This is a genomic window from Vibrio sp. S234-5, assembly GCF_000960595.1.
Lineage (GTDB): Bacteria > Pseudomonadota > Gammaproteobacteria > Enterobacterales > Vibrionaceae > Vibrio.
The window spans coordinates 113,188-135,816 of the sequence record NZ_JZAM01000266.1 but is presented as its reverse complement, the minus strand read 5'-3'; the positions used below and the strand labels follow the sequence as shown (position 1 = coordinate 135,816).

The following is a 22,629-nucleotide window of genomic DNA, read 5'->3' as shown; positions in this document are numbered from 1 at the left end:
GGTTATCTCATGAAAGATCCATTGTTGAATTCGCTGATATACGTCAGCCGCTACTACGGACTGGCCAACTCGCCAGAGGCGCTAGTCAACGGTTTGCCACTCTCCGATGGCAAGCTGACGCCTTTTCTGCTGCCACGATCTGCAGAGCGCGCGGGCTTGGTCGCGAAAGAGAACCGCGCTGAACTGGAAGCTATCTCCAGCTTAGTCTTGCCCGCCATTTTGCTGCTCAAAGGCGGCGACTCGTGCGTGCTTAACAGTGTCAGCCAAGAAAAAGGCGAAGCGGAAATCACCAACTTAGAAAGTGGCATGGTGCCAGTCGTCATTCCTTTGGACGAGCTCAAAGCTCAGTACACAGGGCGCTATTTCTTAGTCAAAAAGCAGTTCCGCTATGACGAGCGCTCACCAGAGATCCTCAAAACGCGCGAAGGTCACTGGTTTTGGTCAACCTTGTGGCAATCAAAACACATCTATCGTGACGTGTTGATCGCTTCTATCCTGATTAACCTATTTGCCATCGCAGCACCGATGTTTACTCGTATTGTCTACGATAAGGTGGTACCAAATCTCGCCTTTGAAACCTTATGGGTATTGGCAAGTGGGATTTTCGTTGTCTTCCTGTTCGATTTTGTCCTAAAAATGCTGCGCAACTACTTTATTGATGTGGCAGGGAAAAAATCGGACATTCTGATCTCTTCAAAGTTGTTTAGCAAAGTGATGGGCATTCGTATGGAATCGAAGCCACCCTCGGTCGGTGCTTTTGCTCGCCATTTGCAAGAGTTTGAATCGATTCGCGAGTTTTTCACATCGGCAACGATAAGCTCGCTGATCGACCTACCTTTCGCGTTGCTGTTTCTCTTACTGATTTGGCTGATGGCGGGTGACTTGGTTTGGGTGCCTATCATCGGCGTGCTGATCGTGATGATTCACTCATTTCTAATTCAAGGCCCCCTACGCCGATCGATTGAAGAAGGATCTCGTTTGGCGTCGCAGAAATACGCTAATCTGATCGAAAGTTTAGCCGGGCTGGAAACGGTCAAACTGTTCAGCGCACAAGGGCAGTTTCAGTACCGCTGGGAAGAAGCGGTTGCGCATATGGCCAACTGGAACATCAAAACTCGCCGCATCACAGACAGCATCCAAAGTGCCGCTGGCTTTGTGCAACAAAGTGCCAACGTGGGTATGATCATTCTTGGCGTCTATCTCATCTCTGAGGGTGACCTTACTATGGGGGGCTTGATCGCTGCGACGATGCTGAGCGGCAAAGCGATCGGCCCGCTGGTGCAACTGTCACTGTTATCGACTCGCTACAATCAAGCAAAATCGTCAATGACTATCATTAATAAGGTGATGGAAATGCCAGACGAGCAAGAAGAAGGCAAACGCTATATTCACCGCCCGATTGTGCAAGGCAAAATTGAGCTGGATCGAGTAACGTTCCACTACCCTGATGCCCCCATCGCTTCGATTCGTGATTTGAGCCTGACCATTAATCCAGGGGAGAAAGTCGCCATCATTGGCCGTATTGGTTCGGGTAAAACCACCCTTGAGCGGCTGATTATGGGCTTATACAAACCCACAGCTGGGCACGTGCGTATCGATGATACCGATATTGAGCAGTTGCATCATGTTGATATCCGTCGCAACATTGGCTGCGTTCCGCAAGACAGCACGCTGTTCTTTGGCTCCATTCGCGAGAACATAACCTTGGGGCGTACGTTGGTCGATGATAGGGATGTGTTAGACGCCGCTAACCGCGCAGGGGTAACCAACTTTACCCAAGCAGACCCAGCAGGTTTAGAGCGCCAAGTCGGCGAAGGCGGTGCGATGCTCTCAGGTGGGCAGCGACAATCGGTGACGATTGCACGCGCATTTTTGGGTCGGCCGCCAATCCTACTCATGGACGAGCCAACCAGTGCGATGGATAACCGCTCAGAGATGCAAATCAAGCATCAGCTCTCTCAACTAAAAGCGAGTGAAACGCTGATTCTCATCACGCACAAAACCTCGATGTTGGATGTGGTGGAACGCGTCATCGTGATGGAAAAAGGCAGCATTATTGCCGATGGGCCCAAAGCACAGGTGCTCAGTGATCTCAAACAAGGCAAGGTTCGCGCCGTCAGTTAACACCAACCCCAGCACAGGCTGGGGTTGTTTTTATCCTCAGTTTACAGTGTAAATACACCCAGCCTTAACGCCGCTGTAACGTGGTCGTATGATTGCCAACGTCATTGACTTGATAACCGTTTAATCTCAGCACGCAAGTCAAAACATCAACAAACAAGTCGGTACGCAAATTGCCGATATCCGCGTAATCGTAAACCGTCGGGCCACAAGCATAGAGCCCGACTGCATTTTCCCGAATGGTACAAAAAGGCTGAAGGGTCCTTGTGAGCGTGTTAAATAACTGCACGGGTGAGGGCTAGTTTGCGGCCACGTCTTCTTCTTCCAGGGTTGAGGAAACTTTGATCTCATACTGATTGAAACGGAAGATACTGCCACCATGAGTTCGCTTGGTGACCACCTGTTCATCACCAAATTGCACCGTCACTCGGGTGAACACTTTTTCCGTCGCTTCCACCGTATTGATTTCCAACAACGCATTGAATTCAGAGTCGACTGTTTCAAGCTCACCTTTAAGCGACTCGAGTTGTTCACTGTTTTGCGCTTTCAGCTCTGTAATTTCAGCCTCGACGCCTTCTTCCCTCTCCGCTTTGGGTGTCTTCTTAAATTCGAGTTCGCGACGAATCACATCCATCGTCTCTTCTTGGGCAATCTTATACTGCTCTTTGAGCGAAGCGATTTTATCTTTATATGCTGCAAAACGAGCAAAGGCTTCAATCTTGGTCGCCGTATCCCCTTCAACACCAAGAAAGACACATTTTACTTTTCCGCCAACGCGGGCAACCCCACCACTCAAGGTACCGTTTTTGCCGTTGGCATCCATCACGGTAAGATCATGACCGCACATAATGTCGTTGTTGAGTGAATGCACCGCAAGGTCAATGTTGTGCCCTGCCTGCAACTCACAATATTGTGCATAGTTGGCGCTAATATTGCCTTTGGTTTTAACCGAGCAGCTTTTGGCTTCACCCTCACTCACGGTATGACCGATGATGCCTTTGCCAACCACAATATCGCCTTGTGCCTGCACATCGGCCGATTCGATAAAGCCGCCAACGGTGATCGAGCCTGTCGCGCGAACTTTCATCCCGGCTTCTATATCACCCGAGATCACCACATTGCCCTTAAATTTGATATGCCCCGTCCCGACACCGACGTTATTGAGGCACAACGCGCTGTCGACTTCGATGGCTTTTTCTTTAATCAGAGGCATGCCCGCTTGACTGGCGACGAGTATGTTGGGATTGTAAGATGCGATTTCCGTTCCTTTGCCAGGTTTTAATGCTGCGTCTTTCCCGGCTAAAGGCGGAATGGCTTTGCCTTGAACCGTGAATCCCGGGGTACCTTTAGTGGCAGGCTCGCGACGCATCACTTCGTCTCCGCGTTCGACGGTAATGGTTTCACCAAGATTGCGCATGTCGATTTTAGCGTTCGCTGACTTCCCTTTCTCCGGCTTAAGCACTCGCTTGGTGATGTCTTCCACCAGAGGAACAAATTGGGCATCTTTGCCTTTGACCGGTTGTTTGCCTTGTGCCACAGCTTGTACAAAACGCTCACCAGGTTTGAGCTGGTTGCTCATGACCAGCACTTTTTTCAAGGCCAGCTTGTTAATGCCTTTGGTAATATGCGCGCTGGCTAGGGCGTGGACTATCTCGCTACCGCGCAAACCTCGGCCTCCATAGGCACCCGTTATTTTCATACTGGCCAACATATCATTGTTTGACAGTTCGACTTCTAACTGCGCATTCAACCGTTTTGCCACCTCAATACCTTGATACGCTTCGGCCTTTTTCTCCCGCACACTGTTAATAAACCGCACCACTTCTGCTTCATCAAGAAACAGATTTCCAGCGTCCATCTCTGCCAGTACGGCGTCAATTTCTTTTCTGATCAGCTCACCACCCAAATCCACTTCAGGGAGTTTGGCGATGATACTGGTCTTTTTTTCATTCCATGAAAGGCAAAGTTTCCACATAAACAGCCACGTGCAGTTAAAGCCAAAAGACAATCTTGGAACTAGTCTAACGAAAATGAGGATCGCTGAGAATCATTGAAAGGGAATAATCTGGCTCACATCACTAAAGGGTATGTCGAACGAGATTGCATCCAGTTTGTGACAGTGGGTCTATTTCTTGCCCAATCGGTTTACACTGTAAATCCACATCGCTAGCCACAAACAAAAAGAAGCCGATTAGGTAAAGCGCAACATCGAGGGTATTTTTATTTTCCGCTGAAGCTCACAATCTCTATGTATTTGGAATAAACCGCTAAAGCCACGAGCGATTTACAGTGTAAAGAGCAATGGGTTTACTCTGCAAGATGCTCCAATTTACATTGTAAATTCGATAGAGAAACGAGTTGGCGCACATCGTCTCTTAGCGCTTGTTCTGCTTGTTTGCGACCAGGAAAAGCAAAACGCGCAGCGCAGCGCTGCCACGACTGGTTGAGCAACACTTTGCTGATTAGCAGATCCGACAAGCTCTCCACGTCAAGCGACAATAGCCAAGCTTTAAGCCAAGGTTGGACGCTGTCAAAACTGTTACCACCTTCAGCATAATTGACAATCAGCGCGATACAAGTCGGATTGGGGCTTGAGTAGCTCACCGTGTTGAGCAGCGATCGCACCAGCATCGCATCCAACTCGGAAAAGCTCAACGACAGATAATCCGGCAGTGTCTCCTTGAACATCAGATGCGCTTGGGCTTGCCATATTTCAGCCAACGAACTTAACGCTTTCACCATCACCAGAGAATGGCATCCACTGGCTGCATCTTGAGAAAAACCCAATCGCAGTGGCACATAACCCGCTCGCTGCCAGAAGCGAACCAATCCCGCGCTGGCGCCAAAGCTGGTAGCAAGATAATCCGTTTTATCTTTAAGCAGAGTTTGTAACTGAGCCAATAGATTCTGCCCGATGCCACGCCCTTGCCAATCTGGGTGAACAGCAATCCGCATTACTCGTGTCGCGGTTTGCTGCGCAGCTTGCGTGATGCCGAGATGATTGGCAATGGTGGTCGCAACCAAATGCCCGGCTGGGCGCCTATGTCCAAGCTGAATCGCTTTAATCAGATCGGCGTCCAACCCGCCTTCCTCAACGGTCAAAATGCAGCACACGACAGCATCTTGCACTTGTGCCAAGTAAAGCTGACACGCCTCATCGGCGAGCAACTGAAGTAAGTCATTGGGTGTGGTTTGATAATGCGCGTTGACCAAAAGAGAGAAACAGGATTGGAGTACCGCTGGCTGTGCAAGTAATTCAGCTTTACTCACTAAGCGTAAGCTCAACGCATCACTAATCACGTCATCAATCGACACATCATCGCTTTGTAACAAAAAGGCACGATTGAGCCACTCTTCCAGTGGGTCATTTCTCTTCCAGCGGATCGGCTGCTCTAAGTGATACGCTTTCATTCCGGGGCGCTCAGCTTGCAGCCAAGGGATAAACTTATTAGAAAAACCTCTGCCGCACCCTTCGTAACCATGAACGGTAGAAGAGAAGACCAAACGATGATAGTCAACGACCATCGCTTTTAGCATCGGCAAAGGAATGGCTGCAGCTTCATCAACCAGCAAGAGATCACACGATGGGCGTTGTGATAACAGCTCATCGGGCGCAATAAATTGCAGTGACGATTCACTGGTACGAAACATGAATTTCCCATCGCTTTGGGCACTGGATAACTGTGTTTGTGCGTGGAAAAATAATGTTTCAACTGCTGAAAATGACGGCGCGGTCAGCAAAATTTTCAACGGCCGCTGCTGCATTAACTGGCCACAAGCCAGACCAAGCGCACTGCTTTTTCCTCGTCCTCGGTCTGCCGTCAGCACAAGAGGCCGCTTGCGATGCCCAGTCAGCACTTTTTTGACCGATTCGATGGCATGACGCTGATCCGCGAAGCCATCTTCAACCTCTGGCGCTACAACCAACTGGGGAACCTGTGTGACCTGCCCTTTGTTAATTTGCACTAACTCGGCGAAGTGACGCTCTAACCAAGCTTGAGCATAAGAGGTTGTTGGTCCATCACTGGGTAATATCAGTAAAATCCCGCCGCCAACTAATGCACCACAAGCCGCGGTGAAACTATTGGCATCAAACGGCTGGCGCGCATCGACAACAAGAACTTGGCACTCCTGCCCTAAAAGGCGCTGCCCTTGTTTATATCCGACCGCTTTTCTGATCTGCGGATGAAAGTCATCACGTAGCCCAACAGAAAAAATGACCGCCGAAGTTTGCAGAGTTAGCCAGTGATGCAGTTGTTCATCTTGCCAACTAGCGTCACCACGCAAAACCACGCCATAACGCCAGCCTGTCGTTGATGCTTGCTGATAAATCGCATGCAACGCTTGTAAAGGAGTGTCCATAAATCGTACCCAAGTTCGAAGTGTGCTTATGGTAGCACAGGATCAAAAAAAGCCGCATCAGCGGCTTTTTCGTCAACAAATGGCGGTTTATCCTAGCTTGGATTCAAGAAATTTGAGGATCTCATCCATCGTTTGGTCATCTATTTTCTTTAGTGTCAGTGCTAGATTACTGCCCTTACGGCTGTAAGACGCGCGTCCTTTGATAAGCTCTGTCTTCTCTGCTTTGGCTTGAGGCTTAGTTGGTAGCAACTCAGACATCCACTGCTCAAGCGTTTCCGTCACTTCTTTGGTCAAACGCGCCACTCCCTGAGCCTGACTACGTTGCCAAACCAGCCCTTCTTCACTCAGACATTTATGCAAAAGCTGCGTTTGTTGCTCACTTGGCAAAGAGAAGTACTGTTTGTGCAGTTTTACGATCGTCGGGCGGCCAAGCTCGCTCACGTTTGGGTAAGCTTGCAGCAACTCCATAGGCAGCGAAGCCGCTTTGATCGCGCCGCTAACCAATGCCTCACTACATTGGAACATTTTTGCCAGCGCTTTTTGATCTTCGGCTTCCCCTTTATCCAACTTCGCCTGCATCTCTTTGCCTTTCTCGTACAGCGAGAGTGGCTTGTGTGCATTAGCGACATCAGACAAAAATTTCGCCTGCTCGGCACTGATGTTATCGGCGACATAAATGAGGAAATCTTGCTTCGCGAGAATACAAGACATACGACGGCGACTACCATCGAGCACTTCGATCTTACCGTCAGCTGCACGACGACCGACCGCAGGGTATTGCTGCCCTCTCTCTTTGAGCGTACTTAAAACATCGGACAACGCGTGTTCGTTTAAAAATGCCTGTTCACGTGCATTTTCTGCAAACACGACCGTTTTCTGTTCCACCTCTTGAGCGGCAATACGCACCAATTCAAACGTGACGCTCTGCTCTCCCGCCACAGACAGTTCAATCACTTGTGCTTGTTCTTTCGCCGCAGTCTGCGCCTCTTGAGGTGTGGTGACTCGGCGCTTATCTGCTTTACCAAAGAGTTTGGCATTGAGTTCTGAAGTTCTGATTGCCATGACTTATTTATCCTTGATTCAGTGAAGACCAATGAGAATGAAGCACGCGCTCCAGTTCAAGCGCACTCTTTTGCACCGCATCTTGCGCCGTCGCTAGTGTCTTTTTGCCGCCTTCAAAGTCACCCGTGGTTAAATCAAATACCGTGCTGTAGGTATCGGCGCAGGTTTCAAAAGCGCGACTGCGAGGAATGGTCGCCATCATCACTTGGTCACCAAGTAAGTAGTTCATCTCAGTCAGTACCGAGACTTGCTTTTTATTGTCATCTTCAAACATGGTTGGCATAAGGCGGACAAACTCCAGCCCTTTCCAATCGTCTGGAAACATTTCGTACACGGTTGGCAAGTGCTGGAAGAAGTTGACTGTCGACGCCCAGTCCAAACGTTTCGCCGCACATGGGATCAACAGCGCATTCGATGCATACATCGCATTCCAAACAAGAGGATCGACGTGAGGACCGGTATCAATCATGATGACATCAAAATCATCAGCAATCTTATCGATCAGTTTTTCCTTGAGCAAACGAACGATATCAAGAGACTGATTTTGAGACAAATACTGCCAAGCTTCAGCGTTAAACATCGCATCTTCCGGGAACGCCGAAATGGTTTTCAGATTAGGATATTGCGTTGGTAAAAGCACATTGCGGTGCAAGAATTCACGATTAACCTCGACCTCTTCTGGAACATTGTCCAGCATGATATCAACCGCAGAATAGATATTATCGTGCTCAGCAATGCTGATTTGCGGATTGAGGAATAAACGCAGAGAGCCTTGCGGGTCTAAGTCAATAAGACAAATACGGTAACGTTTATCCAAATTCAACGCCAAGCAAGCGGCTAAATGCACAGCCGTCATCGACTTGCCCGTACCGCCCTTTTGGTTTTGCACATTGATAATCCACGGCTTGTTTCCGGTGCTGTTTTTACGCTGGTGAAACTTCGCCACGCCCGCGGCGTCCATCAACATGTGTGCTTCTTCTAAAGAGATCGAGTAATGGTTGGCGTTGTTTTTGGTAAACTGATGCCCTTCCGCTTCCATTTTGCTGATCGCATCATCCAACTTACGACGGGTTAAACCCGAACGAGTTTCCATTAATGCCTTAGACATTGGCGGAAAATAATCATCACTACGCTCTTCAAGCACAATCTCAATTCGGTCCGCCTGAACTTGTTGGGTTGATTCAGCCAACTTAATGAGATTCTCTATCGTTTGCTCTCTTTTCATTATCGATTCCTTAGAGAAATATCTTTCGCACGATTGTACAGCACTTTAATTCAAATACAACAAAAAGGTGAACGTTCATTTTGAAGAACAATCACATAAAAATGTTTTAATCACGTCATAATGATGTAAACAAGAGCGATAATGTGCTTGTGACTACAATGACTTTCATCAACCCTAACCGATTGCACTGAGACAAAACAAAAGAATTACAGTGTCACTAATTTACAATGTAAATGTTATCACTCATCGGAACGATTAGATAACACCTCTAAATTACGGCACTTGTCAAATTGATTAGTGAAACGAGCGAAAAAGCCGCTCTCATCGCAATCACGTGAAAGACTGAAACAAAGCGCGGAATCTCATCATGATCATGCTTCTGCAAAAGATCAGCGCGTTTTATATTTCATTTTGGACAAACTAGAATGGGAAAGATGATCAAGGAAGTCCGTTGATCATCTTTCCGTAAATAGTCTGGTTGACGAAACGATGATCATGGTAATGAAGATCGGTGAGGTCTACAGAAAGAGAGACGGCAGGAAGATCAATTCTGCGGAACCATGATCAAGTACCGTCATGCTCGGAAGCATGTAAATACTTCGCGAAACTACGGAAGAATGCCGATGGAATGGGGATTCAGGCAATCCCGTACGTTTCTGTAGTGCATCGGCCAGTCAAGACAAACGCATTACCTCTTTCACATCGCCATGATCATGCTTTCGTAAAGATTGCCCCAAGCCAATCACGCTCTATTGCCGTTGGAAAACGCACATTTTTTAGACCATAAGTCCGCACTGCTGTTATTCCCATCGTATATCGCCAATAAGTGCCATGCTTGATCATCGTTCCGTTATCATTTCAGCTTGCCAAACAGAGGCTACAAGCCTAATTTTTTCTTCTTGCTGTGGATAAATTGTTTACCGCGGATGATCATGCTTTCAATACTATGGTGATCATCGTTTCTTTTCTCTAATGATCATGTTTTCATAAACTTGTGATCATGCTTTCTCACTAATGATGATCATGTTTTCAACCTGGCGATGATCATAGTTCCTAACGGGGAAAATAAAAATACTTAAATTACAGCTATCTACAAGCACCTCCCGTCACAGATCATTAGATCATCTATATCAATAGGATCAAATAAATCAAAAAAGATCAGTTATTTAAAGACCGCTATTTTCTCTTTATTTATGATCTTTTTTTCATTATTCTCTTGGAACTATAGTGCTTTTACGGTCAACGCGATCTGGATCTAACATGACAACCGAAGAAAAAATACTGATCAAAGCTCCAAGGAGCCACAAAGACGGCCATCTGTTTGAAGTCAGTGCCTCGTCTGCAGATTGGGTTGAGCAATATCAGCATTTCAAAGGGGTAACGAAAAGTATCTTAGAATTGTTAAATTTGATCTCTTTGCGTGGATTTAGCAGTAAAGACGGACTGGTATCAACCACTGAAATTGTCGATGCTACCGATGGACAATTAACCCGAGCCGCACTACAGCAACGTTTACGAGCCGCGGTCAGCATCGGATTGTTTACCCAAACGCCAGTACGCTTTGAGGAGGGGCTTGCAGGCAAAACGATGCTGCATCGTTTCGTTAACCCGAACAAACTGATCTCGGTATTAGGCGCTGCCAGTTTAGTCACCGAAAAAGTAAAACAGAGTGAAAAAGAGAAACGCTCGAAAGCGTTAGCGCAAACTCAGGTCAATAAACGATTACTCAATGAACACGGCTTAAATACGCCGCCGAGTATGAAAGATGAAGCTGATCAATTCGTCGTTTCACCAACCAATTGGGCCGGGATCATTGACCAGGCACTCGCCCCCCCAAGGACTCGCAAAAGCTACCAGAAATCGATGGTTTCAATCTCCGGTACTCGAGCGGTGATTGAAACTCGCTCCTCGAAAAACATCATGACGGTGGACGATCTGATGACACTGTTTGCGTTGTTCACTTTGACGGTGCAATACCATGATCATCACAAAGAGGAATATCAGTTAGATGCCACCCACATTCCGAACAAGACACCACTCTATATCACGGATATTTTGTCGCTAAGAGGCAAAAAAGACAGTGGACCAGCGCGCGATTCTATCCGCGATAGTATTGATCGTATTGAGTTTACCGATTTTCAATTGCATGAACTGACCGGGCGTTGGCTGAGTGAGAATATGCCCGAAGGGTTTAAAAGCGATCGTTTTCGCTTTATAGCTCGCACCATTACGGCGTCTGAAGAGGCGCCTACAGAGGGCAGTGACGGTGAAATTCGCATTAAACCCAACCTATACATTTTAGTTTGGGAACCCTCGTTTTACGAGGAGCTACTGACTCGCGATTACTTTTTCCTCTTTCCACCAGAAATCTTGAAACAACATACTTTGGTGTTTCAATTGTATTCGTTTTTCCGCAGTCGTATGGTTCGTCGCCACACGGATAGCATGCTGTTGACCGAGCTCAACCAAAAGTTGGCGCGCAATATTGAATGGCGCCGTTTTTCAATGGATCTGATCCGTGAGTTACGTCGGCTATCAGAAGGGAAGGGATCGGAAGATCTTTTTGTCGTTAACTTGTGGGGCTACCACCTGACCGTGGCGACGATCCAAGATAAAGACAAAGTGATCGACTACCAGATCGATATCAAATGTGATGTTGAAGAAGTGCTGCGTTACTCACGAGCTCGTACCACCAATGCGGGCAAACGCAATATGGCGCCGACGCTGCCTAATCCGCTACGCAACGAAATGGTTAGCAAGCAGAAGCTGGAGGAGCTATCAGGCATCATTGATGGTGAGTTTGAGCCGATCCAGCGCAAAGAGCGTTCTCCGAAAGGCAATTTGGGGCGCAGAGTGAAACTGCGTAAGCACTTAGTGGAGATCAATGCCGATGAGATCACTATTACGCTAACCAAATATACCTCTCCAGAGGCCCTAGAACGCAGTATAACGGCGTTATCAGCGATGACAGGGCATCCGTATGTTTCTATCAAAGAAGAGTGTCAGGAGCTGTTAGAGAAGCTGGATTACATTCGCGTCGATGAGCATGTTTTACCATATGAAGCGCTCAGTAAAGTCGTGGAGCTGTACAACAGCCAGACGGAGAACAAACATTTGTCGATTGAGCGTTTGATTGCTGGCCTTGCCGTGCGGCGAAAAGTGTGTCGCCAAGTGTTTGAGGGCCATCTGGATGACACTGTGTTCCGTGCGCTAGACGAAGTGGCCGTTTGACTTTCCAGCGCACCATCTTATTCACTGGGCGGATGTGAAGCCGCTCAGGTCAAATAATCTCACATTATCCTAAATATCAGAGAGTTACCTGGCTTGGGTTGAGTTCACATTGGCGCACTGTCAGCAATAGTTTACGTACCATAAAATAAGCAATTAGTTGCTTATTTTATCACAGCAATTATGTTTTTATCGAGACCTACAACCGATAAGGACATCCAATGAGAAACATTCTACGCAACGTCATATTGGCTTCATCGTTTTGCACCGCTTCCGTGGCTTATGCGCAAGTGGATCTGCCGGTGATCGCCGATCACATACCATTTACTCACTCCTCTGCATTCAAGTCGATCAATCCGCTGGTGGTTCAACATCCCGGCGCACAGTTTATTAAGATCCACTTTAAAACGCTGATCTTACCGCCAGGAAGTTCGATCCGCCTGACCTCAAAAGAGGGAACCGAGGTGCTGGAGTATACGCAAAGCCAAGAGAATTGGTTCGCTCAATCGATTTTCGGTGAACAGGTTACCGTTGAGTTGCTGCCTAACCAAGCGGGTGAAGTCGGTGAGTTCGACATTGACTATTTTACCGCTGGTCATCAGGCTGGAATGACAGCGTCTACGGGGGATAGCACATTCTCCACTTGCGGAATCAATGAGCGTCGGGACGTCGCTTGCTGGCAAGAGAGCCATGCTGACAAAGTGGCGTGGTCAAGCCCGGTGGCTCGGCTACTGATCAACGGGCGTAGCCTCTGTACCGCTTGGCGTGTTGGCCCTGACAATACACTCTTTACCAACAACCATTGTGTAAGCACGGCATCTGAGTTGAAAAACACCGAAGTTTGGTTCAACTATCAACGCAGCAGTTGTAACGGATCCTTGGCAACAACGGTGAAAGTGATGGGTAATGAGCTGCTGCGCACAGACTACACCTTGGACTACACCCTGTTTAGTGTTGATGACTTTGCCAAGATTGCAGCCTTTGGTTACTTAGGCTTGTATGCCAATGAGCCAGTCTATGGTGATGGCATCTATATTCCGCAACATGGCGCTGGCAATCCGAAAGAGCTCGCGATTGAAAGCGATCAAAATGGGTCCGGTTTGTGCCAAATTGATATCGCTTCAACCAATGGCCGAGGCACCAACACCGATACCGGTTATTTCTGCGATACCATCGGTGGATCATCGGGTTCTCCAGTATTGAACGCGGCCAATAACAAGGCGATTGCGCTCCATCATTTTGGTGGCTGTGAAAATCAAGGGGTCAAAATGAGCCGGATTTGGCCGCAAGTGGCCATGTACTTCAACAACACTTTGCCTGAGGGGTCCGTTGATCCAACCGTGCCAACCATTGAAGAACTCATCCCTGGTTCTGCGCGCACTGATCTGGCTTTGAATAAAGGGGAAGAGAAGAGGTTTGTTGTCAAGGCGCAAAATAGGATTTCAGCGCTGACAGTGGCGATTCAATTTGGCGCGGGTGATGCCGACTTATACGTACGGTCAGGCGCACAACCCACCACGAGCGTCTATGATTGCCGGCCTTTTCGTTCAGGCAACAATGAGTCTTGCTCTGTGCCTGCTGTGGGGGAAGATCTTTACATCATGGTGAGAGCTTACAGTCACTTCTCTGGGGTGATGTTGAATGCAACCCAAGAGTAAAAAGCCTCTGTTTATCCGGCGAAGGGTATTCATGTACGTAAATATTAACCAATGCAATAATTTGTATATTGATTGAATTCAGACCGAACGTTAACAATCTACTGACATTTAAATCGTTCGCCAAAGCTACTATGGCTTCGAATAGACAACCTTTTGTCCTTTCTGATGATTAATAGATTGGCTCATATTGTTACATTCATTCTGAATAGATTTCGCGAGTTCACTGAACTCGCTTTTTTTTGTCTTGCGAAAAGTATTACGCATGATCGACTTGATGTTTAGCGATTTCAAAGTCTTCCAGACTGCGGTTTCTGATGATGGGCATGACTCACTGATAGGCTGTACTGGTCTAACTGTCTATAAGATTGATGGTTTAGGCTAGTGTTATCATTGATATAATCGATAACCCAGACTTTGGATAGAGCTCCCCTACGTGACGGCTTCTCCACGTCTGCTCAACGCATCATGGCAGTAGTCGATGTCTTTCCAATCTCCGTACGGATTTATTCCTCCACCGCGATTTGACAGAGTTTATCGAGCAAATATCGATTCAGAAGGAACAAGGGCCAGAAAACATCAGGCACGGTAAAAGTCATGTGCATCCAACGACAATTAGGTAGACGCTCTACCTGTTGGGTTATCCAGTTATCGGTGGATTTTTTACCGCAGCAGGAGCAAGCGCGGCTGGAGCACGTAAACCAAATGTTTTTAGTATGGTAGCAGTCGTCGTTTTCACAATGCAGAGTTTTACCGCCCAAGGTGGATTTGCCGCCGGCGAGCATTTTAGCGACTTCAGAGATTTCAACATCACGAAGAGGATGATCGGTAGAGACCAAGTGTTGCCAGGCTTTGTTGTATTCAAAGAGAAAGTTAAGAGGTCGAGGTTGGTAGAGTGTATTGACAGAAGTGCGAGCGGCCATAGTCAGTAAAGATTATCGGAGCGGTATTGCCGCGAATGCAGAGCCTGATTATACGTCTAAACCTACCCACCCCGTGCCCAATTGCAGCGTAGCTGCTCTGTTCCACCCAAAGCCGAAATGACTATTCAGTGTGGTTCAATGTTCAAACTTTGCAACAGAACCGCAGGAATCAAGCGTCTACCAAGGTGATTCTAGGGAGAATGGCAACCTATCGACCTGACCATCATAACCCCATTTCAATGGCCTTAGTCTAACTGCTTGGTAGGCCCCGGGCCTTACAATACCCTCGAGTTCAGATAGATAACCAACTTTCATACCTCCTCCACCCATCCTACCGATATGTAAGCAGTTCCTCACACTCATGCCTTGGTATTGTTGAACACTCGTAAAGACACCTAGTAGACTAGGAACGCCTCCAAATTCTGAAGTAGCAACCTCAGCAAAGTCCTTTGCGATACTGGGAGTCAAGGAAAAATAAAACCCTTTCCCTCCCGACAACCCCCCATTGATATTCATTTTTCCTAAGTTTAATCCGCCTTCTATTCCTTGATCTAGGAAATGACTTGAAGTCCCATGAAAACCTACAAGTGTGTCACCTGTTGTTTTTGAGATCTTTAGCCCGCTCTCAAGATCCAAAGCATCGAGTAGAGAGTTGTTATAGAGAGCACTAAAACGCCTTCCTGCCGTGACCGCACCTTTCCCACTCAATCCTTTAGTTTTGGCCCTTGCAATCCTTTGACTCGCAGCTGACAGTGATTTCCCCAACTTGCCCACTCCCTGCCCCATTCCAAAGGTGCCCAGACCGACAACGGCGCCGATAATGGTATTGATTCCTGCTTGCTTAACGGGGACCCCTGCGGCAACATTCAAGCCAAAATCCGCACTACCGGAAACCGCGATATCAGCGATCGCTAGGCCAACCTGAACACTGGTCTTCGCTCCCTGGGCTGCTGCACCAAATCCGCCACTAATAAAACCAATAGCGGCACCAATGCCAACTTGCTTCCAGTCAAATTTATGTTCAGGATTGATAGCGCATTGAATTCCCTCACTTACAGCAGATAAAGCGCCTCCCACCAGAGCACCAATAATGGCTCCGATTAACAAACTGAGCAGAGCAAAGTGACCACTGGGATCGTGGCGATTTACTGGATCACCCAGACAATAGGCATATCCGTTGGTCCCACCTTTGCCAAAAGGGCTTAGGCTATCTTGAGCATGGAAGCGCATTAGTGTGGGGTTATACATCCGGTAACCATTGCCTAGTGCATAGAGTTTCGTCACAGGATCTTGACGAACCCCATTAAATCCAACGGGATTCTGGCAGATAGGGCCGATTTTTCCATAAGAAAACTCGGAGGATGATGTGTATGCGATAGGTAATGTAACAGACGTAACCACCAAGGCGGATAGATGACCTGTTTGCTTCAAAAACTGTCTTCGGTTAGGTTGGAAAGAAGAATTGCTCATATTATTAACTGAATTGTTAATTGTGTTACTGACAAAGTAAATAGAGTTTTAATAGAATGGAACTCTCTGTTTACTCCATGGCGTTGTTGCCTAAATCTGTTGAATTTTTTCCAAACCCTGCGATCTGATCCTTTGTGATGGTTAGAACGGTCGGTGGTGACATGGGTAAAGCGAAAAAGAAAATAACTAATTGGGTGGGGCTTTGTTGCAATACTCGACCTCTCCGTCTTTTGACGGATCTCAGGTGTAGCGGTAGCTTTGGGGCATGCCAAGCGATGTAAATCGGTTCAACACGCCGCAGACGATCATCATCTCCATCTTTTGGTTGGAGATTTTTCTGGCATGCAGTTGGTTACCAAAGGGTCGATTGTTTCTAAAAATCAATGAAGGGCTTTTCTCGCCCTCGCGAGGAAAGTTCTTCGTTGATTGTCGCAGCTCGCCTGTACGAGTGAGAATAAGAACTTGAATATCTAAAGATATTCTTAAAGATCTAGAAAGATCCTCAAAACTATACCAGTTGACCATTCCCTAGAGGTTGTGACTGTAAACTCATTTGGTAAAAATTTCCGAGTCGAGCTGCACAATAACTACCGGTTACATGCCCACCGAGATGTGCTTGATCATTTCCCTATTTATTGCCATTTCACTTGATCATGCTTTCGAGATTCATTCCAGCAGAGGGCGTTCAACAGCTTCACGTGGCATTCGATAATCTCATGAGCTTGCATTAACCACTGTTGTCCTTCCTGCTGATTGCAAAACTCCAAGCTCAGCACAGTGAGATGTTGTAGTCGTTTGACACACCAGTCGCGGATCTCAATATCGGTGCGAACATCGCTCGCCACCTGTTCTAGTTTGCTCGATATGTACAGCAAATAGCCCAATGCCCTCTCGGGATGGGTGCTACGAGAGGCTTGAAACAGCCGCAGGCAACCGTCTAACCAGCATGCGATCGCTTTACTTTGCTCATCACTGAGGTGAGGACCAAACACGGCAGGCGGTGCAGAAAAGAGCATTGATTTCAACGCATCACATTGATCATGCTTTTGTGACTGATACCAATGGGAAATATCGGCTAGCCAGAGAGTCAGTTCCATTGCCCGTTCTACCTCTGATTGAATCTTGAGGGTTGTTTATACCATTGAGTCTGGTTGATGTTTGAAGGATTGACCAGTCGTAAGCATGGATGTGAGCGCAAGTGTGTTGGTCTAAATCAGAGCGTTTGAATGAGAAGGTTGAAAGAGAAATGAGAGCTTGATCTCCCTGATTTTTTCAGGGTCAATTTTTTAAATCTACTGGGCGATAGGGAATTTAGCAAAAGGTAAATGACGGTTTTATAATTTAGTTGATGGAAGAGTGGGAATGGTCACATTTCCCTACTGTTTTACTTAATTCAGCAAATCGGGTTTGCTATACATCAATTGTCAAAACATGGTGTGTTCGGAGGTAATATGTCCATTAATTCAATAAACCATGACGAGATAGCAGATATGGCTCATAAGTGGGAAGTTTCGGAAGAGGAAGTCGCGCTGAGACCAGAAAAACAAGTGAAATCTGCAGAAGCGAGACGCCGCATTGAAGCGCTGAGAGAGATCCGTGAAAGCGGTCTGAGTATCGAGGAAGCAAAAGAATTAGGACTGCTTCACTAACGCAACTGTGTGATCTAACGAACTCAATGGAGAGGGTGGCCGCTAGCCACCCTTTGTGTTTTTTGGCAAGCAGACGAGTGTTTTTCGGGACGACTTGCTAAACCAGCGCCCTCAATTTATCTTCTGTAAAAAGCGGGCGCTGTGTTATATTTCGCGACTCGTTGTCCTTAAAGGTGGCGATTTCCTCACTAAGAGGGGCTCCTTATAACAACCAAATACGTACCGATGTAGAACTTCAGGAGATTTTCATGTCGTTTAATCTTTCACTGTTGGCACCGGATGAAAAGAACAAAGTTGAGTTAGATAAGCAGGCTTCGTTCTTGGTCTGGAGAATGAAAGAAGCGAAATGTGGTCCAGAGGCTATCATTGAGCGTGCCAATAAAATCACTGATCCGCGCGAAAAGGCATTTTTTGAGCAATCGATCGAAAAATACAAGAGAGTGATGAGAGTAGCTTGAGCTCCTATTTCTCGTGGAGCGAGAATTGAATTGATCTCGCTTTTTGCTAAAATCCTTCGCGTTAAAAATGTAATGTAGAGAGACATCCCGATGGGAAGAAGTTTTGAAGTGCGCAAAGCCTCAATGGCGAAAACAGCAGGCGCAAAAATTAAAGTTTACTCCAAATACGGTAAAGAAATTTACATGTGTGCGAAAAACGGTGGTATTGACCCAGACATGAACCTGTCTCTACGTCACTTGATCACTAAAGCGAAAAAAGATCAGGTTCCATCGCACGTTATCGAAAAAGCGCTTGATAAAGCCAGCGGTGGTGGCGGTGAAGATTACCAACCAGCACGTTATGAAGGTTTTGGCCCAGGTGGTGTCAGCGTGATCGTTGACTGTCTAACAGACAACGGCAACCGTACTTTCCAAGACGTTCGCCAATGTTTCGTGAAAACGGGCGCTAAAATTGGTACTCCAGGCGTGGTTGCTCACATGTTCGACCATCAAGCGGTTTTCCAGTTCAAAGGCGAAGACGAAGAAGCGATTCTTGAAGCGCTGATGATGGCCGATTGTGATGTGACTGACATCGAACTTGAAGACGGTGTGATCACGATTTACGCACCAAACACCGAGTTTTTCAAAGTGAAAACCGCGTTGAACACCGAGTACCCTGATCTGGTTATCGATGTTGAAGAGATCACTTTCGTTCCGCAAAACTACACGGCGGTTGCGGGCGAAGATGCTGAGAAGTTCCAGAAATTCCTCGACATGCTGGATGACTGTGATGACGTTCAGCAGGTTTACCACAACGCTGAACTGTAATGAAAAAAAAACCGAGCTGTTCGAAGCTCGGTTTTTTTATACCTCGACGTTATTGCACGCCTCGATTTTTCACGCTCGCATTGACTTTTCTGATTGAAGCCTTGCTGACGAAAGTGGCGCAACCGCAATTTCGCCATCGCCATTAAGCTCTCCCGTTTATCCTCTCTGTTGACCGTTTATCGCGCCTCGATGCGTTTGGTCGCATGCTCCTGCAAGAGGTAAATGGGCCCGATATGCTGACATCATCAAACCAACAGAAGGATAACGGTGATGATGTTGCTAAAGAAAAAAACGCTGCTCTCTGGTCTCTTAATCGCGACGTCGCTATGGACGGCACAGGCGCTTGCCAACCCCGATCAAGCGTTGATCAACCAGTATAATCTTGCCGCACAAGGCGAAACGGCACTGGTCGACTCCGTATTCGGTCAACTGAACCGCTTGATTGAACAAGAGGGTGCAACGCCTCTGTCTCTGGTCTACCTTGGCAGTACGCAAACCTTGCAAGGCCGAGATGCCTTCTTACCGTGGAACAAAATGAAGTTCACCGAGCAGGGGCTTTCGACCATTAATAAAGGCTTGGCGCTGCTGCACACTTTACCTTCCTCTCTCGAAAAGCAAGAACGAATTCAGGGATTGCCAGAAAGCTATTTAGTACGTGCGATGGCGGCCGCCACCTTCACAGCGCTGCCGGACATGTTTAATCACTTTGAACGCGGCTACGACTTGTACCTCAATTTGCTTGATGAACCGGGCTTCGTTGAGCAGCCGTTTGCAGCCTCCTCATGGATTTACCGCCACGCGGTGCAGGCGGCATTGCGAGCGGAAGACATTAAACAAGCGAAAGCATGGCTCAGTGAGATGGAACAGCGCGACAAAGCCAATTTAGACACCCAATCGGCATTGGCGCAAGTGGACGCTAAAGGGTAGGGGAAGCAAGATGATTGAATTTAGCCAACTTGAGCGCCACTACCTTTTAGGGAGTCACAGTGTCCCCGCACTGCGTGGCGTGAGCGGGTATATCGCACAAGGGGAAATGGTTGCGTTATGCGGCCCATCTGGCTCGGGCAAAAGCACCTTGCTCAATATTTTGGGCATGCTGGATATGGACTATCGAGGTGAGGTGACTTTTCAAGGCGCTTGTTATCCTCGCCATGCGTTGCAAGCCGCCAAAATGCGTCGTGAGCAACTGGGGTTTATCTTCCAAAAATTTAATCTCGTGCCGGTTATGACGGCACTGGAAAACGTTGCCTATCCACTGCAATTAAATGGCCTTCACAAAGCAGAGCGCGAACGCATTGCGACAGAGATGTTGCTGCAGGTTGGCCTTGAAGCGTATCTGCATGCCATGCCGGACAATTTGTCCGGAGGCCAGCAGCAGCGCGTTGCCATTGCACGTGCTTTGGTGCACCGACCTGCCCTGGTGATTGCCGATGAGCCAACGGCCAGCCTCGACAGCCAAACCGCTAATCGGGTGATTGATATCATGAAGCAGTTAGGTCATGAGTGGCGCACGACCTTTATTGTCGCCACACATGACGCGCGTATGGCGTCGCGCTGCGATCGGACCATTGAGCTGCTAGACGGCCAGCTCAGCCAGTATCACGGCGAGCAGGAGGTGATCTCATGGGCAAGTTAATCGCACGCTGTTTGCCTGATTCGCTACGTATTGCGTTGCTCAATTTGCAGCGCAATCGTCGTCGCAGCGCACTCTCAGCCAGCATTATCGCCATCGCGGTGTTTGCGCTTGGCAGCGCGGGCGGTTTTGGCCTGTACACCTACGACAGCCTCAAAGAGTCAACCGCTAGAGATACCGGTCATTTGACCATCAGTACCCCTGGCTACTTCGAGAAAGAAGAAGAGATGCCGCTGAGCAACGGTTTAAGCAATGCCGACTCTTTGATGCGCGATCTGATGGGGCTGGAAGTGGTCCGTGGCGTGCAGCCGCGCATCGACTTTACCGGACTGGTGTCGAACGGCAGCAAGTCGACCATTTTTGCTGGTATTGGCGTTAATGAGCGCGAGTTTGATATGAAAGGGCCGTTTTTGGATGTGCGCCAAGGGAAAACCTTGTCTGATCCAAGCTCTGCACGCTATGACCCGAGCGAACCGGAAGTGATGTTGGCGACCGATCTGGCGCGCAACTTACACGTCAGTGTCGGAGATTGGGTGACATTGCTGGCCACCACCACCGATGGTGCGCTCAACGCGTACGATTTCAAAGTTCGCGGCATCTACTCAACAGGTGTCCCTGAGCTGGATAAACGTCAGTTGTATCTGCACATTGACAGCGCGCAATCGCTGCTGGGTAGCGACAAAGTGAGCACTCTCTCCGTGTTTCTGTTTGAGACGGCGAAAACCGAGCAAGTCCGGCAAATATTGACCAAACGCCTCGCCAGCCAAGAACAAGCATTGCAGATCACCCCTTGGCAAGAGCGGGCTTTTTTCTACCTCAAAGTGAAAGATCTTTATGATCGCATTTTCGGCATCATGGGCGCGGTGATGGCGCTGGTGGTGTTTGTCGCACTGTTTAATACCATGACCATGTCGGTGACCGAACGCACGCGAGAAATTGGCACCTTGTCGGCGCTGGGTAGCTATCCCAATGAAATTATTGGTGGCTTTTTACGTGAAGCGGGATTAATCGGCCTGATTGGCAGTGTGGTCGGTGCGCTGGCTTGCGCTGCGCTTTGTGCTCTTTTGATGGTGGTGGATGTGCAGATGCCGCCACCGCCGGGGCGTACCGATGGCTATCCGCTCTCCATCTACTTCTCTTGGCCGTTGGTGTTGAGTGCAACACTCGGCGTGGTGGGGATCTGTCTCCTTGCCGCTTATCTTTCCGCCCGCAAAGGGGTGAAAAAACCGATCACGGAGGCGCTAATTTATGTCTAATTTCACCGTATTTTCATCGCGAATTTTGCTCGGCCTAGCGCTTGTTGCCCCAACCAGTATGGCCGCCACCGCGCCATCGCCTAAACAAGTGGCGCAAATGCTTCAGCGCGCCGACGACTATCGACTGAAAGAAGACGCTGCGCGAGTGATTTCACTGGTCAGTCTCTATCAAGCTGGAGAACTGGATAAAACCCGCGAGTATCACGTATACACTCGTTCTAACCGCGAATCTCTGGTGATCTTCAAATCGGCGGTTGAAGCGGGGCAGAAGATGCTGATGCTACAAGATAACTACTGGTTGCAAATGCCGAAAAGCCGCCGTCCGATCCGCATTACGCCGATGCAAAAACTGCTTGGCGAAGCCTCGGTGGGCGACATTTCGACCCTGACTTGGAGTGACGATTATCAAGGCCAGTGGCAAGCGCAAGAGACACTTACTTTGCCTGAGGGCCAATCGCTGAACACGCACAAGTTGACCTTAACTGCGCTCACCAGCGGCGCCAGCTATCAGCATATCGACCTTTGGATCGCGCAAAAGGATGACTTTCCCATCAAAGCGGATCTCTATCTGCGCTCCGGGAAGCTCGCGAAGCAAGCGTGGTTTGAGCGTGGCGATCGGCAAGGCGTTAGCCGCGTTGTCTCAATGACCTTGCTTGACCGCATCCAGCCCGCGAAAAAAACCGTGATTGAGTATCAAGACATTCAGCCATGGGCTTTGGAGGATAAGTTTTACAACCCGAGCTACCTCATCAAAGCGGATGTCAGCCAATGGTAGCGCTG

Annotated in this window: 17 protein-coding genes and 1 pseudogene; 10 read left to right on the top strand and 8 right to left on the bottom strand. The window is 48.1% G+C overall.

Translation table 11 applies throughout. The features are described from left to right. Nucleotides 1–9 precede the first annotated feature (9 nt). The gene (locus UF06_RS16610) at nt 10–2,124 is read left to right on the top strand and encodes a type I secretion system permease/ATPase (RefSeq protein WP_045571416.1); all 2,115 of its coding nucleotides are present in this window, start codon (nt 10–12) and stop codon (nt 2,122–2,124) included. 85 nt (nt 2,125–2,209) lie between these two features. Here the strand turns inward: UF06_RS16610 and UF06_RS24770 are convergent. The 5 genes and pseudogenes from UF06_RS24770 to UF06_RS16590 form a co-directional block, all read right to left on the bottom strand. Beyond that, nucleotides 2,210–2,410, bottom strand: a pseudogene (locus UF06_RS24770) (cysteine--tRNA ligase); the annotation flags it as partial. A 9-nt stretch (nt 2,411–2,419) separates the two neighbouring features. Then, entirely contained in the window at nt 2,420–4,096 is a 1,677-nt protein-coding gene (locus tag UF06_RS16605; RefSeq protein WP_045571415.1) for a FapA family protein, read from the bottom strand. 332 nt (nt 4,097–4,428) lie between these two features. Next, nucleotides 4,429–6,483, bottom strand: coding sequence for a GNAT family N-acetyltransferase (locus tag UF06_RS16600; protein WP_045571414.1), 2,055 nt, complete (start codon nt 6,481–6,483; stop codon nt 4,429–4,431). Between the two features lie 87 nt (nt 6,484–6,570). Further along, complete coding sequence (locus tag UF06_RS16595) at nt 6,571–7,545, bottom strand: ParB/RepB/Spo0J family partition protein (RefSeq protein ID WP_045571413.1); 975 nt, start codon at nt 7,543–7,545, stop codon at nt 6,571–6,573. A gap of 7 nt (nt 7,546–7,552) precedes the next feature. Further along, nucleotides 7,553–8,770, bottom strand: coding sequence for an AAA family ATPase (locus UF06_RS16590; protein ID WP_039426622.1), 1,218 nt, complete (start codon nt 8,768–8,770; stop codon nt 7,553–7,555). Nucleotides 8,771–10,030: 1,260 nt separating this feature from the next. Here UF06_RS16590 and UF06_RS16585 point away from each other — a divergent pair. Both UF06_RS16585 and UF06_RS16580 read left to right on the top strand, forming a co-directional pair. Beyond that, nucleotides 10,031–12,001 (top strand): replication initiator protein RctB domain-containing protein, encoded by a 1,971-nt coding sequence (locus UF06_RS16585; RefSeq protein WP_045571412.1) that lies wholly within the window; start codon nt 10,031–10,033, stop codon nt 11,999–12,001. Between the two features lie 218 nt (nt 12,002–12,219). Continuing rightward, nucleotides 12,220–13,656, top strand: a complete 1,437-nt coding sequence (locus UF06_RS16580; RefSeq protein WP_045571411.1) for a serine protease — start codon at nt 12,220–12,222, stop codon at nt 13,654–13,656. A 503-nt stretch (nt 13,657–14,159) separates the two neighbouring features. On the opposite strand, the gene UF06_RS24765 is transcribed toward UF06_RS16580, so the two are convergent. The 3 genes from UF06_RS24765 to UF06_RS16565 form a co-directional block, all read right to left on the bottom strand. Then, nucleotides 14,160–14,576, bottom strand: coding sequence for a transposase zinc-binding domain-containing protein (locus UF06_RS24765; protein WP_082069740.1), 417 nt, complete (start codon nt 14,574–14,576; stop codon nt 14,160–14,162). Nucleotides 14,577–14,753: 177 nt separating this feature from the next. After that, nucleotides 14,754–16,046, bottom strand: coding sequence for an RHS repeat-associated core domain-containing protein (locus UF06_RS24760; RefSeq protein WP_082069739.1), 1,293 nt, complete (start codon nt 16,044–16,046; stop codon nt 14,754–14,756). A gap of 632 nt (nt 16,047–16,678) precedes the next feature. Continuing rightward, a complete protein-coding gene (locus tag UF06_RS16565) occupies nt 16,679–17,143 on the bottom strand; it encodes a hypothetical protein (RefSeq protein ID WP_045571409.1) in 465 nt (154 codons plus the stop codon). 354 nt (nt 17,144–17,497) lie between these two features. Here UF06_RS16565 and UF06_RS16560 point away from each other — a divergent pair, with 354 nt between their 5' ends. From UF06_RS16560 to UF06_RS16530, 7 genes are all read left to right on the top strand, one after another. After that, on the top strand, nt 17,498–17,695 hold the full coding sequence (locus UF06_RS16560) for a hypothetical protein (protein ID WP_045571408.1): 198 nt from the start codon (nt 17,498–17,500) through the stop codon (nt 17,693–17,695). Between the two features lie 248 nt (nt 17,696–17,943). Further along, nucleotides 17,944–18,153: a DUF3283 family protein gene (locus UF06_RS16555; protein WP_045571407.1), complete on the top strand. Its 210-nt coding sequence runs from the start codon at nt 17,944–17,946 to the stop codon at nt 18,151–18,153. Between the two features lie 90 nt (nt 18,154–18,243). Beyond that, nucleotides 18,244–18,960 carry a YebC/PmpR family DNA-binding transcriptional regulator gene (locus UF06_RS16550; protein ID WP_045571406.1) on the top strand — a complete coding sequence of 239 codons (717 nt, stop codon included), beginning with the start codon at nt 18,244–18,246 and terminating at the stop codon, nt 18,958–18,960. Nucleotides 18,961–19,233: 273 nt separating this feature from the next. Beyond that, nucleotides 19,234–19,887, top strand: coding sequence for a hypothetical protein (locus tag UF06_RS16545; RefSeq protein ID WP_045571442.1), 654 nt, complete (start codon nt 19,234–19,236; stop codon nt 19,885–19,887). A 10-nt stretch (nt 19,888–19,897) separates the two neighbouring features. Continuing rightward, on the top strand, nt 19,898–20,596 hold the full coding sequence (locus UF06_RS16540; RefSeq protein ID WP_045571405.1) for an ABC transporter ATP-binding protein: 699 nt from the start codon (nt 19,898–19,900) through the stop codon (nt 20,594–20,596). Beyond that, nucleotides 20,584–21,849, top strand: coding sequence for an ABC transporter permease (locus UF06_RS16535; protein ID WP_045571404.1), 1,266 nt, complete (start codon nt 20,584–20,586; stop codon nt 21,847–21,849). Before UF06_RS16540 ends, UF06_RS16535 begins: the two co-directional genes overlap by 13 nt. Before the next feature lie 58 nt (nt 21,850–21,907). Next, nucleotides 21,908–22,624 (top strand): outer membrane lipoprotein-sorting protein, encoded by a 717-nt coding sequence (locus tag UF06_RS16530; RefSeq protein ID WP_226972175.1) that lies wholly within the window; start codon nt 21,908–21,910, stop codon nt 22,622–22,624. The last annotated feature ends 5 nt before the right edge of the window (nt 22,625–22,629 follow it).